This window comes from Bacillus thuringiensis, assembly GCF_001595725.1.
In the GTDB taxonomy this organism is placed as follows: Bacteria; Bacillota; Bacilli; order Bacillales; family Bacillaceae_G; genus Bacillus_A; species Bacillus_A thuringiensis_K.
In genome coordinates, this window is sequence record NZ_CP014282.1 from 4,685,001 (window position 1) to 4,699,954 (window position 14,954).

A 14,954-nucleotide genomic window follows, 5' to 3' on the forward strand; every position below is an offset into this window, starting at 1 on the left:
GCTCTCCAGCATCTTGAAAGTGTTCAACAAACTGAAGTGGAAAGTATGTAACGTAAAACAAACTCTCTTTATAAATTAGAGAGTTTTTCTTTTTTCTATAATGGCAACAATGAATGTAGTCCTGCAAAATAAGGAGGAATTGGCAATTGAAATCCCGTCCAAAATTAGTAGATACATTTCGTGATTCCATTATTTTTCGTTTAATTTGTTTTATTATTATACTTACCGCTTTTTCCGGCTTTCTTATACATAGATTAGAACCATCTCACTTTACCACATGGTTTGATGGAATTTGGTGGTCAATCGTTACAATTTTCACTGTTGGCTATGGTGACTTTGCCCCGCATACACTAATCGGCAAACTTATCGGTATGGGTATTATTTTATTTGGAACTGGTTTTTGTTCTTATTATATGGTGCTATTCGCCACTGATATGATTAATAAACAATATATGAAAGTTAAAGGAGAAGAAGCCGCGACTTCTAACAGTCATATGATTATTGTCGGCTGGAACGAACGGGCAAAACATGTTGTAAAACAAATGCACATCTTACAACCTAACCTGGATATCGTTTTAATTGATGAAACACTTTCTTTACTGCCAAAACCATTTCATCATTTAGAATTTATAAAAGGATGCCCCCATCACGATCAAACATTATTAAAAGCTAATATTACAACCGCTCACACTATATTAATAACTGCTGATAAAGAAAAAAACGAAAGCTTAGCTGATACACAGTCCATTTTAAATATTTTAACCGCAAAAGGGCTCAACCCAAACATTCACTGCATCGCTGAACTTCTTACTTCTGAACAAATACAAAATGCAACGAGAGCTGGCGCATCAGAAATTATAGAAGGAAATAAATTAACGAGCTATGTATTTACCGCTTCTCTTTTATTCCCTTCCATTTCAGGTGTACTATTTTCACTTTACAATGAAATCTCTGATAATAAATTACAACTGATGGAACTTCCATCTTCCTGCACCGGACAAACGTTTGCAAATTGTAGCTATACTCTTTTAAAGCAAAATATTCTCTTACTAGGTATAAAGCGCGACGAACAATATATGATTAATCCAGTTCATTCCTTTGTTCTCATTCAAAGCGACATACTCATTGTTATTCACCATTAGTAAAATGTTTTTCTAGTTCTTGCATGAGTACTTTCCCAATATCGATATACTTTCTTTTTACATCTCCATCTGGATCTTTCGGCTCAGCAAATTGATCCATTCCACTCGTTCCGGCTGTTAAAGTATTAACATGATCATCTAGTTCGTCTTGATATACGTGCGAAAGAATATACGGCGTTCCAAGACGAACTACTACACCAGGTACATCTAGTTCTCCATCAACCGCTGTAAATGGTACTCGTAAAAATTGATAGCCATCTTCTTCATCAATTTTATAATCAAAGCATCCTTTCTCATAATCCCAATTGCCGCCAATGCTATACCCAAGTGGCTTCATTATTTCTTCTAACTTATATAACGCATATGTACGTCCCTCTAAATTTGATTGAATCGGAATCAAGCCCATCCCTCCTAGACTTTTTCTTTAGCATACCCACTCTAGTTTGAATATACTAATGGACTTTTCGATGAAATAATAAAAAGCGGCCGGATTACGGCCGCTTTTTATTATTTTAAACGCTCTTCTAATTCTGCTTTTAATTCTTCAAATCCTGGTTTACCAAGTAAAGCAAACATGTTTTTCTTGTATGCTTCTACTCCAGGTTGGTCAAATGGATTTACGCCTAATAAGTAGCCGCTCATCGCACATGCTTTTTCGAAGAAGTATACAAGGTAACCAAATGTGTACTCATTTAATTCAGGAATATTGACGATTAAGTTTGGTACTCCCCCGTCGCTATGTGCAAGTAATGTACCTTCGTATGCTTTTGTGTTTACGAAGTCTACAGTTTCACCAGCAAGGTAGTTTAATCCGTCTAAATCGTTTTCTTCGGATTCGATTGTTAGTTCATGTATAGATTTACCTACTTTAAGAACTGTTTCAAATAAGTCACGACGACCTTCTTGAACGTATTGACCTAATGAGTGTAAGTCAGTTGAGAAGTTTGCTGAAGATGGGAAAATACCTTTTTGATCTTTCCCTTCACTTTCACCAAATAACTGTTTCCACCACTCAGCGAAGTATTGAAGTGCTGGCTCATAGTTAACAAGCATTTCAATTGTTTTTCCTTTATTGTATAAAGCATTACGAACGACTGCGTATTGGTAAGCTGGGTTTTCTTCTAGTTCTGATGTTCCGAAGTCATCATGACCAGCAGCTGCACCTTTCATCATCTCTTCAATATTTAAGCCACTTACTGCGATTGGTAATAAACCAACTGGCGTTAATACAGAGAAACGACCTCCAACATCATCCGGAATAACAAATGTTTCGTAACCTTCGTTATCAGCTAATGTTTTTAATGCACCACGTGCTTTATCTGTAGTTGCATAAATACGTTTGCGAGCTTCTTCTTTTCCATACTTTTCTTCTAATAACTTACGGAAAATACGGAATGCTAGTGCTGGCTCTGTTGTTGTACCTGATTTGGAAATAACGTTAATAGAGAAGTCTTTACCTTCTAATACGTCCATTAAATCTTTCATGTAAGTGGAGCTAATGTTTTGTCCAACAAATAGCACTTGTGGAGTTTTACGTTGTTCTTTAGAAAGCGTGTTGTAGAAAGAATGGTTTAACATTTCGATTGCTGCGCGTGCTCCTAAGTAAGAACCACCAATACCTACAACAAGTAAAATGTCAGAGTCATTTTTAATTTTTTCTGCGCATTTTTGAATGCGAGCGAATTCTTCTTTGTCATATTGAAGCGGAAGATCTACCCACCCAAGGAAATCGTTCCCAGCTCCAGTTTTTTCGTGGATTGCGTGATGTGTTACTTTCACTGCATCACGTAAATAAGTGATTTCATGTTCACCGATGAAGGATAACGCTTTAGAATAGTCGAACGTTACATGTGTACTCATCTTTTTCCCTCCAATTATGGATATGTATTTCTGTATTCACTTTAGCGAAACTGAAGTTGTAAATCAAGCGATTCAAACATTGTAAACGTAACCAATATATATTTTTTAGAAAAAGTTCATTTTTTGCATAAAAATTCGTATTTTTCGGTATAGATGTATATACATCGTCTTTCGAACATTTTTTATGTATAAAAACAACATAACTACCCCATTCTATAAAAGAGTTAATTAACTCATCGCTTGCTCATGCTTCACAATTAAAAGGGGGGCTTTTTCATGAGTACTCTGCAACGTATCGCATTAGTCTTTACTGTAATTGGCGCTGTGAACTGGGGACTAATCGGGTTTTTCCAGTTTGACTTAGTAGCAGCCATTTTCGGTGGACAAAATTCAGCTCTTGCACGTATTATTTACGGCATCGTTGGTATATCTGGGCTTATCAACCTTGGTTTACTGTTTAAACCATCTGAAAATCTTGGTACGCACCCAGAAACAAACGAAATTCGATAATCAGTATGTCCTTTCACCTCCGACATACGAATATGATTGCATGCAATCATATTTGCAAATATATATCATAAGATAAAGTAAAAGAGGAACGCTCATATGCGTTCCTCTTTTACTTTGTTAACTCGGACTCTTCAATCCATTCTGCCAACTTTTCTCGCAGCGTATTAAATCCGTTTTCAGATGGGTTCGGTATAAGAATCCTTCCTTGCTTTCTTTTCGCCGCTTTTAACGATAAACTCATTTTTCTGTGCTCTTCATCAATTGAAAGTACCTTTACTTCTACTGTATCGCCGACTTTTAAAAAGTCATGAATATCCTTTACATATCCATTTGTAATTTCAGATATATGCACAAGTCCTTGTGTTTCTGCATCTAACGCTACAAACGCACCGTAATCTTGAATTCCAGTCACTTTCCCTGTTACAACCACTCCTGTTGTATATTGTTCTGACATATGAAACACTCCCATACGTTTACCATTCTCTCTACAATTATAGAGAGCAAAGCAGATATATTTATTTTAAATATCCGATTGGTTAGTACGCATTCTAGATAACGTTATCTAGAATGCGTATACCTTATATTAGTAAATTATACCACTATGACAGAACTCATTCAAAATTCATGAAAAATTTCCCTTAAAGAAGTATAATTCTCCAATATTGGGATAGACTACTAACACATGGCTTTCTAGTATTCCCCCCCTTTTATGGACAAAACGTATTACGTTTTGTCCTTTTTTTATTTTCGACAAACCGTTCCATTCTCTTCATTGCTTCCATAAGTTGTTCAAGCGACGTCGCATAAGAACAACGAATAAAACCTTCACCACTTTCGCCAAATACGCTACCAGGGACAACGGCCACTTTTTCTTCCAGCAATAACTGTTCTGCAAATTCCGCTGAAGATAATCCTGTTGAAGATATAGAAGGGAAAACATAAAATGCTCCGCCTGGCACATGACACGTTAAGCCCATTTCATTGAAAGATGTCGTCATGAAGTTACGACGCTTCTTATAACTATCTCTCATTCGAATTACTTCATCGTTCCCTGCGCGTAACGCCTCAAGTGCTGCAAACTGAGACATCGTCGGTGCACACATCATTGAATACTGATGGATTTTGAGCATTAATTCTGAAAATTGAACAGGAGCTGCAATCATACCGAGGCGCCATCCTGTCATCGCAAATCCTTTTGAAAATCCTGAAATTAAAATCGTATGCTCACGCATATTTTTAATACTCGCGAAACTCGTATATACTTCGTCGTATACAAGCTCTGCATAAATTTCATCAGATAATACAATTAGATTGTACTTCTCAACAATCACTGCTATTTCTTCAAGCTCGGATTTATTTAGCATTGCACCTGTCGGGTTATTTGGTGAACAAAGTAAAATTGCCTTTGTTTTCGCTGTAATAGCTGCTTCAATTTGTTCTGGTTGTACTTTAAACTCGTTTTCTAACGTAGTCGTCACAGGAACCGGAACTCCTCCAGCTAATGTCACAAGTGGTGCATAAGAAACGAAGCTTGGTTCAATAATGAGCACTTCATCATCAGGATTTATAATGGCGCGCATCGCTACATCTAACGCCTGGCTCGCTCCAACTGTAACAATGATTTCATCACTTGGATCATAAGATACTGCAAATTGTTTTTTTAGATACTTTGCTATTTCTTGACGGAGCTCCAATAATCCTGCATTTGCTGTATATGACGTATACCCTTGTTCCAAAGAACGAATACATGCTTGCCTTACATTCCAAGGTGTAACAAAATCCGGCTCTCCTACCCCGAGGGAAATAACACCTTTCATATTTGCTGCTAAATCAAAAAATTTTCGAATACCAGATGGTTTTAAAGATTCTGCTGATCTAGATAGTTCAAATTGCTTCATGGTGTCACCACAATTCGCTTATCATCATCGTCTTTTTCATAAATAACGCCCTCATGTTTATACTTCTTCAAAATGAAATGAGTAGTTGTAGAAACGACAGATTCAATTGTTGCTAATTTCTCAGAAACAAACATCGCTACTTCCCCCATCGTTTTCCCTTCTAATGTAATAGAAAGATCATATGTTCCTGACATTAAATAAACGGATTTCACTTCTGAATAACGATAAATTTGTTCAGCAACCGCATCAAACCCAACGCCGTGCTTTGGCGTAACTTTCACATCGATCATTGCCGTTAAACCTGTATGCTCTTTCACTTTCGTCCAATCAATATGTGTTACATAATCCACAATAATCTTTTCATTTTCTAATCTTGCAACCATCTTCTTTACTTCTTCTACTTCTATATTTAACAGCTTCGCTAATGTATCTACAGATAATCGACTACTCTTTTCAAGACAAGCTAATAATTCTAATTCTTTTTCTGTCACCATATAAATCATCCTTCCTTTTCGTTTGTGTCTAAATTATACAAATACCCTTTCCAGTTTGAAAAGAAGATTTTTCTATTGAATTATGTCAAAATAAAGTGAAACTTTAATCAGCGGAAAAATGTGGGATAAAGCGAAAGGGGATGGAACCGTGAAACCAAAAGTTTATATTGCTGAACCAGTTCCAACATTTGTAGAAAACTATTTATCAAAACACTGTGATTATGAAAAATGGGATCAAAATGAGAAAGTACCTCGTGATATTCTATTAGAGAAAATACAAGATAAAGATGGGTTATTAAATTTCGGATCTGCTATTAATGAAGAATTACTGACAGTAGCTCCTAACTTAAAAGTAGTGAGCAACATTTCTGTCGGTTACGATAATTTTGATTTACAAGCGATGAAAAACCGAAATGTTATCGGAACGAATACACCATACGTATTAGATGATACAGTAGCTGATCTCGTTTTCGCCCTTATGCTATCAGCTGGGCGCCGCGTTTGCGAACTCGATTCTTACGTGAAAAATGGTGAATGGAACGCTGAAATCGGAAAAGAACACTTCGGACTAGATGTACACCATAGCACAATTGGTATTATCGGTATGGGCCGAATTGGAGAAGCCGTTGCAAAACGAGCAAAATTCGGATTTGATATGAATGTTCTTTACTATAACCGCCGTCGTAAAGAAGAAGCTGAACAAAAATTCGATGCTACATATTGTGATTTACAGACGCTACTGAAGCAGTCTGACTTTATTGTTCTTCTTACTCCATTAACAGATGAAACATATCACCTTATCGGAGAAAAGGAATTTTCATTAATGAAAGACACAGCAATCTTCATTAATGCTTCTCGCGGCAAAACAGTAGATGAAGAAGCGTTAATCCATGCTTTAACAGAAAAGAAAATCTTTGCAGCAGGTATCGATACATTTACACAAGAGCCGATTCAAAAAGATAATCCACTCTTATCATTACAAAATGTTGTGACTTTACCACACATCGGATCTGCAACATTAAAAACTCGTCAGCAAATGGCTATGACCGCCGCTGAAAATTTAGTTGCAGGATTACAAGGAAAAACACCGCCTAATATTGTGCGCGGGTAATACCGAATAAGTGAAAGGCAAGATGACATCGTCATCTTGCCTTTTTTTGTTAACATATTTTCTTCTTCCTTGGAGATGATATGAACAAAAATCAATGGAGTGACAAAAAATGAATCATGAATATACTTGTCCTTATTTCACTTTTTCCACTCGCGGCACTACTGTTCATTACGAATTGTATGAACATGATAATAAAACAGAACGTCCTACTTTCGTACTCGTTCACGGCTTTTTATCTTCCTCATTCAGTTACCGCCGCCTCATTCCTTTACTATCGAAGGAAGGAACAGTCATTGCTCTTGATTTACCACCGTTCGGAAAAAGTGATAAGTCTCATCTGTTTAAGTATTCTTATCATAATTTAGCAACGATTATTATTGATTTAATTGAACATTTATCTCTCTCAAACATTGTATTAGTTGGACATTCTATGGGTGGGCAAATTTCTCTCTATGTAAACCGTATACGTCCTGAACTCATTTCAAAGACGATTTTACTATGCAGCTCTAGCTATTTAGCACGTGCAACCTTACCTTTACTATACTCTTCTTATTTACCGTTCTTTCATTTATACGTAAAGAACTGGATTATTAGGCGCGGCATCGTTCATAACTTAATGAATGTCGTTCATGATCACTCATTAATTGACGATGAAATGAAAAAAGGTTACTCCGCTCCTTTTTATGACGACCGTATATTTCCCGCTTTAACTCGCATGATACGAGACCGTGAAGGTGACTTATCTTCAACTGAATTACAAAAAATCGAAACACCTATCTTGCTCATTTGGGGTGAAAAAGACCGCGTCGTCCCTGTACATGTAGGTCATCGTCTACACAAAGATTTACCGAATTCAAAATTTATTTCTTACGAAAATACAGGACATTTACTACCTGAAGAAAAGCCTAAACATGTTTATGAAGAAATTATCGCTTTTTCCGCGCAATAAAGTGAAAATTTAATTAGTCCTGACCTAACTTCTTTGCTTCCGCTGAATTTTGAGGTGGGGTCTTACTACCAAGCAAATAGCGGGATAATATAAAAAAGGCTGTCGGAAATTCCGACAGCCTATAATGAACAACTTCCGCCTTCTTTTATTACAAGTAATTCCACAGCTAACTTCTCACATTTTTCAAGCGCAGGTACTTCCTCAAAAGACATAAAGTATATATGTTGAATCTTCTTTGCGATGTATTTTGGATCATCAAACACACTTGCGACGTTCACAACATCGCTCGCTTCTGTTTCATAAAACTCCGGTCCCATTTGAAACGGATCCCAATTCTTCACAACCTCTATCATCTTTTCATATGTACCCATTCGCTTCCCGCCTTTTCACTTTTTAATACTTTTCTTTATCCTATCACATCAGCTATTCTATAAGAAGAGAGAGAACTTTCGTAACTTATTGGTTTTACAGAAGAAGGGGGCAAACTTATGCAACTATTTCATAAAGCAATCAATCGACGTGGAACGCATAGTATAAAATGGGATACATATAAAAACGAAGAACTTATCCATGCTTGGATTGCTGATATGGATTTTGAAGTACCAAAACCAATTCAAACTGCCTTAAAACAACGGATCGAACATCCGATTTTTGGCTATACACTTCCCCCTGAAAATATTGGGGATATTATTTGTAACTGGACAAAACAACAATACGACTGGGACATTCAAAAAGAATGGATCGTCTTTAGTGCAGGGATCGTTCCAGCTCTTAGTACGAGCATACAGGCTTTTACAAAAGAAAACGAATCCGTTCTCGTACAACCACCTATTTATCCTCCATTTTTCGAAATGGTCACAACAAATAATAGGCAGTTATGTGTGAGTCCATTACAGAAACAAAATGATACATATGTGATAGACTTCGAGCATTTAGAAAAGCAGTTTCAGCAAGGCGTCAAACTCATGCTTCTTTGTAGCCCTCATAACCCCATCGGACGCGTTTGGACGAAAGAGGAACTTGTGCAGCTCGGATCGTTATGTACTAAATATAACGTAATCGTTGTCGCGGATGAAATTCATTCCGATATCATTTATGCAGACCATACACATACACCGTTCGCTTCCTTATCTGAAGAATTAGCAGCGCGCACTATCACTTGTATGGCTCCAAGTAAAACATTTAATATCGCTGGATTACAAGCGTCGATTATTATCATTCCCAACGAAAAACTCCGTCACGCCTTTACAGCTATCCAGTATAGACAAGGCTTCCACGGGTTAAATATCTTCGCTTATACAGCGATGCGAAGTGCCTATACAGAATGTAATGATTGGCTAAACGAAATTCGATTATATATAGAAGATAATGCTCAATTTGCTTGTGAATATATTAAAACTCACATATCTGCTCTTTCCGTAACGAAGCCTGAAGGTAGCTTTTTATTATGGATTGATTGTTCTCGTCTAAAGCTTTCTCAAAACGAGCGTACCGCACTACTTGAGGAAAAAGGAAAAATCATTGTTGAACCTGGTGAGAAATACGGGTTAGGTGGCGAAGAACATATTCGAATTAACATCGGCTGTCCACGATCTGTTTTAGAAGAAATTTTAAACAGACTGCGTCATACGTTTTCATAATAAGAAAGGAGTCTGTCCCGAATCATTCTTGGACAGACTCCTTTGTCATATTTTGTCGGTAAGTCGATATATTCCAATAATCGCTGATATATTTTCAATTACATTTCACAAAGAAAGCTACCATTCACGGTAGCTTTTATTTTTTCTTCATATCCGATGCTTTTTTTACAATTACGCCACAAGCAATTCGATCCCCTGATTTACCTGTCGGCTGTGTCATACCATCATCAGGATTTTCTGTAATAATAATAGACGCTCCATCTTTTCTATGAATCGTCGTTTTTCCTTCTTCAATTGTAATGTGGGGTGCATCGATTTCCGCTTTAATCTTTCCAGAACCGTCTGCAACTACGTTCGGTAAATCACCGTTTTCTGCACCCTTCGGATTAAGAAGACCATGTTTTTTATCATCGGGATTAAAATGATTCCCAGATGATTCAAAACGAGGTGCCTTACACTCTCCGATTTCATGTACATGTAGTCCGTGTGGTCCTGGCGTGAAACCTTCCCCTTTAATCGTAATCTTCACTCCACTTGTTTGTTGAACTACTTTCGCAGTCCCTACTTCATCTCCTGAAGCATTATGTAATTTCACTTCAATTTCTTTCGGCTTTCCTTGGTCACAACCTGCCATCAGAAATAATAAACAACAACTGAAAAAAAGCCGTTTCTTCATTCTATTCCCTCCAAAATATATTCTGCCCTTAGATTGTCCGAGCATAGAGGGAAACATACAAAAATACGTTACTGTTTCTTTTCAGCTAATAGTTTTTCTTCAACTTTCTGTAATCGCTCTGCTTCTCTTTTTGATACACGAATAAACATGCGCCACGTGGCAATAGCACCGATAATAAATAGAACGCAAACAATCCCTGGAATAATATATTCTGTTTTATCTTCCGGAAAATATAAAGGCATCATATAGAACACTCCTTATTATAGGATTTATAAAACATCAGAATTTTCTGTTATATCATTTTAAATTATAGTGGAACCTATCCATATTCTCAAGGGGCGTTCTGAAAACGAATGATTTCTTTGACTCCTTCCCGTACTTTCCTTACTATAAACTTGAGGTGAAAAATATGAGAGAAACATTTAAAATTGGCGAAATCGTTACTGGTATTTATAAAACAGGAAAATACATAGGCGAAATTACAAATAGCCGTCCTGGTAGTTATGTCGTAAAAGTATTAGCTGTTTTAAAACATCCGGTGCAAGGTGACTTACATAACGTAAAACAAGCTGACGTGCCATTTTTCCACGAAAGACGCGCTTTAGCTTATCGTGAGCAAACGAACATTCCAGAGCAAATGGTAAAGAAATATGAAGGAGAAATTCCGGATTATACCGAGTCACTAAAATTAGCATTGGAAACTCAAATGAATTCATTTTCTGAAGATGATTCACCTTTTGCGGTTCGTAGTCTAGAAACATTAGAACAGTTAAAAAAGGACTACAAACTTTAAAAAAACAAAACGACCAAATTACATACTGTGCAATTTGGTCGTTACTGTGTGCTCACTTTCTTTAACACTTTTGAAAAATCAACGAGTTCCCCTAACGTTGGAGGTGCTGGTTTTACTAAATACTCTTTATCTTTTTCTACTAGTTTAAAAATATTGTACGTCGTCATCGCATCGTCAAGCGCACAATGATGCTTCCCTGTCCCTACTTTTCCATACGCCTCAATTGCTTTCCATAATCCTGTTTGATTTCTTTCTCCAAAAAACTTCTTATACTCAAGCGATAAATCACGACACTGCCCGAAGAATGGAAAAGCTATCCCTGCCATTTCACAATTATGCTTCAGCACTTTCATATCCATATTTCCCCACGTTACAATTGTCGGTTTACATTTCGTTTCGTATTCTGCAAGCTTCTTAACGAGTTCAGGAAATGAAATCCCTTTATCCACGACTTCTTGTTTTATTCCTAAAAACTTCTTGCATCGATCCGTTAAAGAGGGAAATGTTTTCGGTCTGACATGTGATGAATACGTATCTTCTACCTTACAGCCAGCAACTGAAACGAGTCCTACCTCAATAATCTCCGGAAAAAATCCTTTCGGTTTCTTTCTATGCTGGGGCATCGTAAACTCAAAGTCTAAAAATAAAAATCGTTGTTCATCCATACGATCCCTTCCTTATCATTTTTGTCATTCCTTTCTATTTGACACTCCTACACGAACAAGCTCGAATGCTAATTCCATTTTAAATATTCAGATTGGATGTATCTTATATATATGTCAAATGCCCACAAATATTTTAAAAAATAAGAAAAAATGACCTATGCAGAAAATATGACAAAATCCCCCCTTTCATTTACATCCGCCATTTTCCTACTTTATAATGACGTTATGTGTGTTTCTTCTAGAACATTTTTGACACACTAAGAAAAAGTGAATGAAAGGAGATGAGATTTTTGCACGAAACAACGCAAGAACTCGCTAACTGGCAGTATTATTTTGCTATCGCAGTCTTTTTAATTACATATGCCATTATTATTTCTGAAAAAATTAATCGTGCTGTCATCGCACTTCTTGGTGCAGCACTCATGGTAATTGTGGGAGTCGTCGATTTACACAACGCCTTTACGAAACATATTGAATGGGGAACGATTACGTTACTTATCGGTATGATGATTTTGGTGAACATTACGAGTAAATCAGGTGTTTTCCAATACGTTGCTATTAAAGCAGCAAAAGGAGCTCAAGGAAATCCAATTAAAATTTTAATTTCACTTTCCTTACTTACCGCGCTTGGCTCCGCATTTTTAGATAACGTTACAACTGTACTTCTTGTTGTTCCAGTTACTTTATCTATTACGCGCATACTGCAAGTAAATCCTGTTCCTTATTTACTTTCTGAAATTATTTTTTCAAACATTGGAGGAACAGCAACATTAATTGGTGATCCACCTAACATTATGATTGGTTCTGCCAATAAGCATTTAGACTTCAATGCTTTCCTATTGAATCTAGCACCAATCGTAATTATTATTATTGCAGTTACAGCGATAATACTTTACTTTATGTATCGCAAACAATTAATTGCCGATCCTGTACAAGTTAAGAAATTAATGAGCCTAGATGAAAAACAATACATTAAAGATCCAGTATTAATGAAAAAATCTTTAACAGTACTTGGACTTACAATTGTAGGTTTCATGACTCATTCGATTTTCCACGTTGATGCAGCTATCATCGCTTTAACTGGTGCTACTGTACTTATGTTAATTGGTGTGAAAGAGCATGAAATTGAGGAAGTATTTGCAAGCGTAGAGTGGGTAACAATCTTCTTCTTCGCAGGGCTATTCGTACTTGTTGGAGGACTTATCGATATCGGTCTTATCAAAATGTTAGCTCAAAAAGTAATCGGTATAACAGGCGGAGATATTTCTTACGCATCCATCCTTATTTTATGGGTATCTGGTATCGCCTCTGCAACAATTGATAACATCCCATTCGTTGCAACAATGATTCCACTTATTAACGATATGGCAGTTGGGCTAGGCTTATCACCATCTGACGCACAAATCGATGTATTATGGTGGGCATTAGCACTAGGTGCTTGTCTGGGCGGAAACGGAACGTTAATCGGAGCTTCTGCTAACGTAATCGTTGCAGGTATCGCGAGCCGCGAAGGACATAAATTTAGTTACATGGACTTCCTAAAAGTCGGTTTCCCAATTATGATCGTTTCATTAATCATTTCTCACATTTATATTTATTTACGCTACCTTATGTAGTAGAAAAAGCGCTCTGATAATCAGGGCGCTTTTTTACTTATATATAAAATATATCGACTTATCAACAAAAACGAAAAATCTATTCTTTATATCTCACCGGTTCATTTCGAATAATAAATAAATGAATCGGTAAGAACACCGAAAATGTGATTACATGAATAATCGTAAATAATATAGAGTTCGTTCCGTATCTGTCTAAAATAGCGTAGATAAGGTAAATGGACAATACAATCGATACAGCTGTTGCTAGTAAACTTATAATTGGTACGAAATTAAAAATAAAACATGCAACGTATATGCCGAATACTTTCCACCCTGCTTCTTCTTTCAAAAAATCTGGTAATTTATCTTTCGCTAAGTCACCCCACGTCTTACTATTCAAAAACGGAATAAACGCAAGCACCCCGTCCGTTGCACCATCATTTTTCGCCATCGAATAAAGTGCAAAAGCCGTTAACAAATATGAAATAATTGCCCAAATCAATATAACAAGAATAAACGCAAAACTAAGAGCAAAGAAACCTGCTAATACGCCTTGATCCTCCATCTTATCCTCTCCTCTCTACTTTCAACATATTTCATTACATTGCAAGTTATGTTTTAAAATTTATCCAAACTCTTTGTATAATAAGAAAAGAAAGAGAATAAGAGAGGAGCAACACCTATGCATCCATTTGTAAAAGCATTACAAGAGCATTTTACAGCTCATCAAAATCCTGAAAAAGCAGAACCTATGGCTCGTTATATGAAAAATCACTTCCCCTTTCTAGGTATTCAAACACCGGAAAGACGTCAATTATTAAAAGACATCATTCAAATACATACTCTCCCAAATCCAAAAGACTTCCAAATTATCATACGTGAGCTTTGGGACTTAACAGAACGTGAATTCCAAGCGGCCGCACTTGATATTATGCAAAAATATAAAAAGCATATAAACGAAACTCATATCCCCTTCTTAGAAGAACTGATTGTCACAAAATCTTGGTGGGACTCTGTCGATAGCATCGTCCCTACATTTTTAGGCGATATCTTTTTAAAACATCCAGAATTAATTTCTGCCTATATTCCAAAATGGATTGCATCAGATAACATATGGTTACAACGTGCCACTATTTTATTCCAACTAAAATATAAACAAAAGATGGATGAAGAACTTCTTTTCTGGATTATTGGACAACTACATTCTTCAAAAGAATTTTTCATTCAAAAAGCGATTGGCTGGGTCCTTCGTGAATATGCAAAAACAAATCCGGATGTAGTTTGGGAATACGTGCAAAACAATGAACTCGCTCCATTAAGTAAGCGTGAAGCAATTAAGCATATTAAGCAAAATTACGGAATAAATAATGAAAAAATAGGCGAGACTCTATCATAGATAGACACGTTCCTCTATTGAGATTTAAAAAAGAACGTGTTAGAATATGTTCATTATTATTAATATAAGTAGCGATGACGGACTTATAAGTACTTGCATAAAAAGCGATTCAGGGATAGTGAAAGCCTGAAGCCGCAAGGAAACGGCAGTCCTGAGCAATACATGATAAAGTGGATGCACCTTTTGTGTATCAACTAGGGTGGAACCGCGGGCAAACGCTCG

At 36.5% G+C, this 14,954-nt stretch carries 19 protein-coding genes (1 of these 19 only partly in view); 9 read left to right on the top strand and 10 right to left on the bottom strand.

The genetic code is table 11. The annotated features are described in order from the left end of the window. On the top strand, nucleotides 1-51 hold the end of the coding sequence (locus tag AXW78_RS23645; RefSeq protein ID WP_000386685.1) for an MgtC/SapB family protein. Its footprint begins 630 nt before the window's first position; 51 of the gene's 681 nt are visible here — the last part of the coding sequence; its start codon lies off the left edge, out of view; its stop codon occupies nucleotides 49-51. Between the two features lie 95 nt (nucleotides 52-146). Then, a complete protein-coding gene (locus AXW78_RS23650) occupies nucleotides 147-1,142 on the top strand; it encodes a potassium channel family protein (RefSeq protein ID WP_000842314.1) in 996 nt (331 codons plus the stop codon). On the opposite strand, the gene AXW78_RS23655 is transcribed toward AXW78_RS23650, so the two are convergent. Together AXW78_RS23655 and AXW78_RS23660 are read right to left on the bottom strand one after the other, a co-directional pair. Beyond that, a complete protein-coding gene (locus AXW78_RS23655) occupies nucleotides 1,129-1,542 on the bottom strand; it encodes a YugN-like family protein (RefSeq protein WP_000612342.1) in 414 nt (137 codons plus the stop codon). The genes AXW78_RS23650 and AXW78_RS23655 overlap by 14 nt on opposite strands. A gap of 107 nt (nucleotides 1,543-1,649) precedes the next feature. Continuing rightward, on the bottom strand, nucleotides 1,650-3,002 hold the full coding sequence (locus AXW78_RS23660) for a glucose-6-phosphate isomerase (RefSeq protein WP_061884704.1): 1,353 nt from the start codon (nucleotides 3,000-3,002) through the stop codon (nucleotides 1,650-1,652). 276 nt (nucleotides 3,003-3,278) lie between these two features. On the opposite strand from AXW78_RS23660, the gene AXW78_RS23665 reads away from it, so the two are divergent. Beyond that, nucleotides 3,279-3,512: a DUF378 domain-containing protein gene (locus AXW78_RS23665; protein WP_000105788.1), complete on the top strand. Its 234-nt coding sequence runs from the start codon at nucleotides 3,279-3,281 to the stop codon at nucleotides 3,510-3,512. Nucleotides 3,513-3,621: 109 nt separating this feature from the next. Here AXW78_RS23665 and yugI read toward each other — a convergent pair whose 3' ends face one another. From yugI to AXW78_RS23680, 3 genes are all read right to left on the bottom strand, one after another. Beyond that, nucleotides 3,622-3,966, bottom strand: coding sequence for a S1 domain-containing post-transcriptional regulator GSP13 (gene yugI / locus AXW78_RS23670; protein WP_000003764.1), 345 nt, complete (start codon nucleotides 3,964-3,966; stop codon nucleotides 3,622-3,624). A gap of 253 nt (nucleotides 3,967-4,219) precedes the next feature. After that, nucleotides 4,220-5,410 carry an aminotransferase gene (locus AXW78_RS23675; RefSeq protein ID WP_000808532.1) on the bottom strand — a complete coding sequence of 397 codons (1,191 nt, stop codon included), beginning with the start codon at nucleotides 5,408-5,410 and terminating at the stop codon, nucleotides 4,220-4,222. Beyond that, entirely contained in the window at nucleotides 5,407-5,904 is a 498-nt protein-coding gene (locus AXW78_RS23680) for an Lrp/AsnC family transcriptional regulator (protein WP_000255696.1), read from the bottom strand. The genes AXW78_RS23675 and AXW78_RS23680 overlap by 4 nt, the downstream gene beginning before the upstream one ends. 118 nt (nucleotides 5,905-6,022) lie before the next feature. On the opposite strand from AXW78_RS23680, the gene AXW78_RS23685 reads away from it, so the two are divergent. Next, nucleotides 6,023-7,015, top strand: a complete 993-nt coding sequence (locus AXW78_RS23685; RefSeq protein WP_002164218.1) for a 2-hydroxyacid dehydrogenase — start codon at nucleotides 6,023-6,025, stop codon at nucleotides 7,013-7,015. A 109-nt stretch (nucleotides 7,016-7,124) separates the two neighbouring features. Further along, nucleotides 7,125-7,964 carry an alpha/beta fold hydrolase gene (locus AXW78_RS23690; protein ID WP_001015217.1) on the top strand — a complete coding sequence of 280 codons (840 nt, stop codon included), beginning with the start codon at nucleotides 7,125-7,127 and terminating at the stop codon, nucleotides 7,962-7,964. 119 nt (nucleotides 7,965-8,083) lie between these two features. Here the strand turns inward: AXW78_RS23690 and AXW78_RS23695 are convergent, their stop codons facing one another. After that, a complete protein-coding gene (locus AXW78_RS23695) occupies nucleotides 8,084-8,335 on the bottom strand; it encodes a YugE family protein (protein ID WP_000537632.1) in 252 nt (83 codons plus the stop codon). A gap of 117 nt (nucleotides 8,336-8,452) precedes the next feature. Here AXW78_RS23695 and AXW78_RS23700 point away from each other — a divergent pair, with 117 nt between their 5' ends. Then, complete coding sequence (locus AXW78_RS23700; RefSeq protein ID WP_001175810.1) at nucleotides 8,453-9,604, top strand: MalY/PatB family protein; 1,152 nt, start codon at nucleotides 8,453-8,455, stop codon at nucleotides 9,602-9,604. A 136-nt stretch (nucleotides 9,605-9,740) separates the two neighbouring features. Here AXW78_RS23700 and sodC read toward each other — a convergent pair whose 3' ends face one another. Further along, nucleotides 9,741-10,280: a superoxide dismutase [Cu-Zn] gene (gene sodC / locus AXW78_RS23705; RefSeq protein ID WP_061884705.1), complete on the bottom strand. Its 540-nt coding sequence runs from the start codon at nucleotides 10,278-10,280 to the stop codon at nucleotides 9,741-9,743. Nucleotides 10,281-10,348: 68 nt separating this feature from the next. Then, on the bottom strand, nucleotides 10,349-10,525 hold the full coding sequence (locus AXW78_RS34525) for a hypothetical protein (RefSeq protein WP_000982757.1): 177 nt from the start codon (nucleotides 10,523-10,525) through the stop codon (nucleotides 10,349-10,351). 164 nt (nucleotides 10,526-10,689) lie between these two features. Here AXW78_RS34525 and AXW78_RS23715 point away from each other — a divergent pair, with 164 nt between their 5' ends. After that, complete coding sequence (locus AXW78_RS23715) at nucleotides 10,690-11,073, top strand: kinase-associated lipoprotein KapB (RefSeq protein ID WP_061884706.1); 384 nt, start codon at nucleotides 10,690-10,692, stop codon at nucleotides 11,071-11,073. Between the two features lie 41 nt (nucleotides 11,074-11,114). On the opposite strand, the gene kapD is transcribed toward AXW78_RS23715, so the two are convergent. Continuing rightward, nucleotides 11,115-11,738 (bottom strand): 3'-5' exonuclease KapD, encoded by a 624-nt coding sequence (gene kapD, locus AXW78_RS23720; RefSeq protein ID WP_000344356.1) that lies wholly within the window; start codon nucleotides 11,736-11,738, stop codon nucleotides 11,115-11,117. A gap of 290 nt (nucleotides 11,739-12,028) precedes the next feature. On the opposite strand from kapD, the gene AXW78_RS23725 reads away from it, so the two are divergent. After that, nucleotides 12,029-13,354, top strand: a complete 1,326-nt coding sequence (locus AXW78_RS23725; protein WP_000545232.1) for an ArsB/NhaD family transporter — start codon at nucleotides 12,029-12,031, stop codon at nucleotides 13,352-13,354. A gap of 79 nt (nucleotides 13,355-13,433) precedes the next feature. On the opposite strand, the gene AXW78_RS23730 is transcribed toward AXW78_RS23725, so the two are convergent. Further along, nucleotides 13,434-13,901, bottom strand: a complete 468-nt coding sequence (locus tag AXW78_RS23730; RefSeq protein WP_000390061.1) for a hypothetical protein — start codon at nucleotides 13,899-13,901, stop codon at nucleotides 13,434-13,436. A 117-nt stretch (nucleotides 13,902-14,018) separates the two neighbouring features. Between AXW78_RS23730 and AXW78_RS23735 the strand changes: the two genes are divergently transcribed. Then, a complete protein-coding gene (locus AXW78_RS23735; RefSeq protein ID WP_061884707.1) occupies nucleotides 14,019-14,732 on the top strand; it encodes a DNA alkylation repair protein in 714 nt (237 codons plus the stop codon). The last annotated feature ends 222 nt before the right edge of the window (nucleotides 14,733-14,954 follow it).

Bases quoted from the DNA above. Each gene is read 5' to 3' on its own strand.
- yugI (WP_000003764.1), bottom strand. From the start codon at position 3,966: ATGTCAGAACAATATACAACAGGAGTGGTTGTAACAGGGAAAGTGACT.
- AXW78_RS23735 (WP_061884707.1), top strand. From the start codon at position 14,019: ATGCATCCATTTGTAAAAGCATTACAAGAGCATTTTACAGCTCATCAA.
- kapD (WP_000344356.1), bottom strand. From the start codon at position 11,738: ATGGATGAACAACGATTTTTATTTTTAGACTTTGAGTTTACGATGCCC.
- AXW78_RS23715 (WP_061884706.1), top strand. From the start codon at position 10,690: ATGAGAGAAACATTTAAAATTGGCGAAATCGTTACTGGTATTTATAAA.
- AXW78_RS34525 (WP_000982757.1), bottom strand. From the start codon at position 10,525: ATGATGCCTTTATATTTTCCGGAAGATAAAACAGAATATATTATTCCA.
- AXW78_RS23675 (WP_000808532.1), bottom strand. From the start codon at position 5,410: ATGAAGCAATTTGAACTATCTAGATCAGCAGAATCTTTAAAACCATCT.
- AXW78_RS23685 (WP_002164218.1), top strand. From the start codon at position 6,023: ATGTGGGATAAAGCGAAAGGGGATGGAACCGTGAAACCAAAAGTTTAT.
- AXW78_RS23680 (WP_000255696.1), bottom strand. From the start codon at position 5,904: ATGGTGACAGAAAAAGAATTAGAATTATTAGCTTGTCTTGAAAAGAGT.
- AXW78_RS23700 (WP_001175810.1), top strand. From the start codon at position 8,453: ATGCAACTATTTCATAAAGCAATCAATCGACGTGGAACGCATAGTATA.
- AXW78_RS23665 (WP_000105788.1), top strand. From the start codon at position 3,279: ATGAGTACTCTGCAACGTATCGCATTAGTCTTTACTGTAATTGGCGCT.
- AXW78_RS23730 (WP_000390061.1), bottom strand. From the start codon at position 13,901: ATGGAGGATCAAGGCGTATTAGCAGGTTTCTTTGCTCTTAGTTTTGCG.
- AXW78_RS23690 (WP_001015217.1), top strand. From the start codon at position 7,125: ATGAATCATGAATATACTTGTCCTTATTTCACTTTTTCCACTCGCGGC.
- AXW78_RS23695 (WP_000537632.1), bottom strand. From the start codon at position 8,335: ATGGGTACATATGAAAAGATGATAGAGGTTGTGAAGAATTGGGATCCG.
- sodC (WP_061884705.1), bottom strand. From the start codon at position 10,280: ATGAAGAAACGGCTTTTTTTCAGTTGTTGTTTATTATTTCTGATGGCA.
- AXW78_RS23660 (WP_061884704.1), bottom strand. From the start codon at position 3,002: ATGAGTACACATGTAACGTTCGACTATTCTAAAGCGTTATCCTTCATC.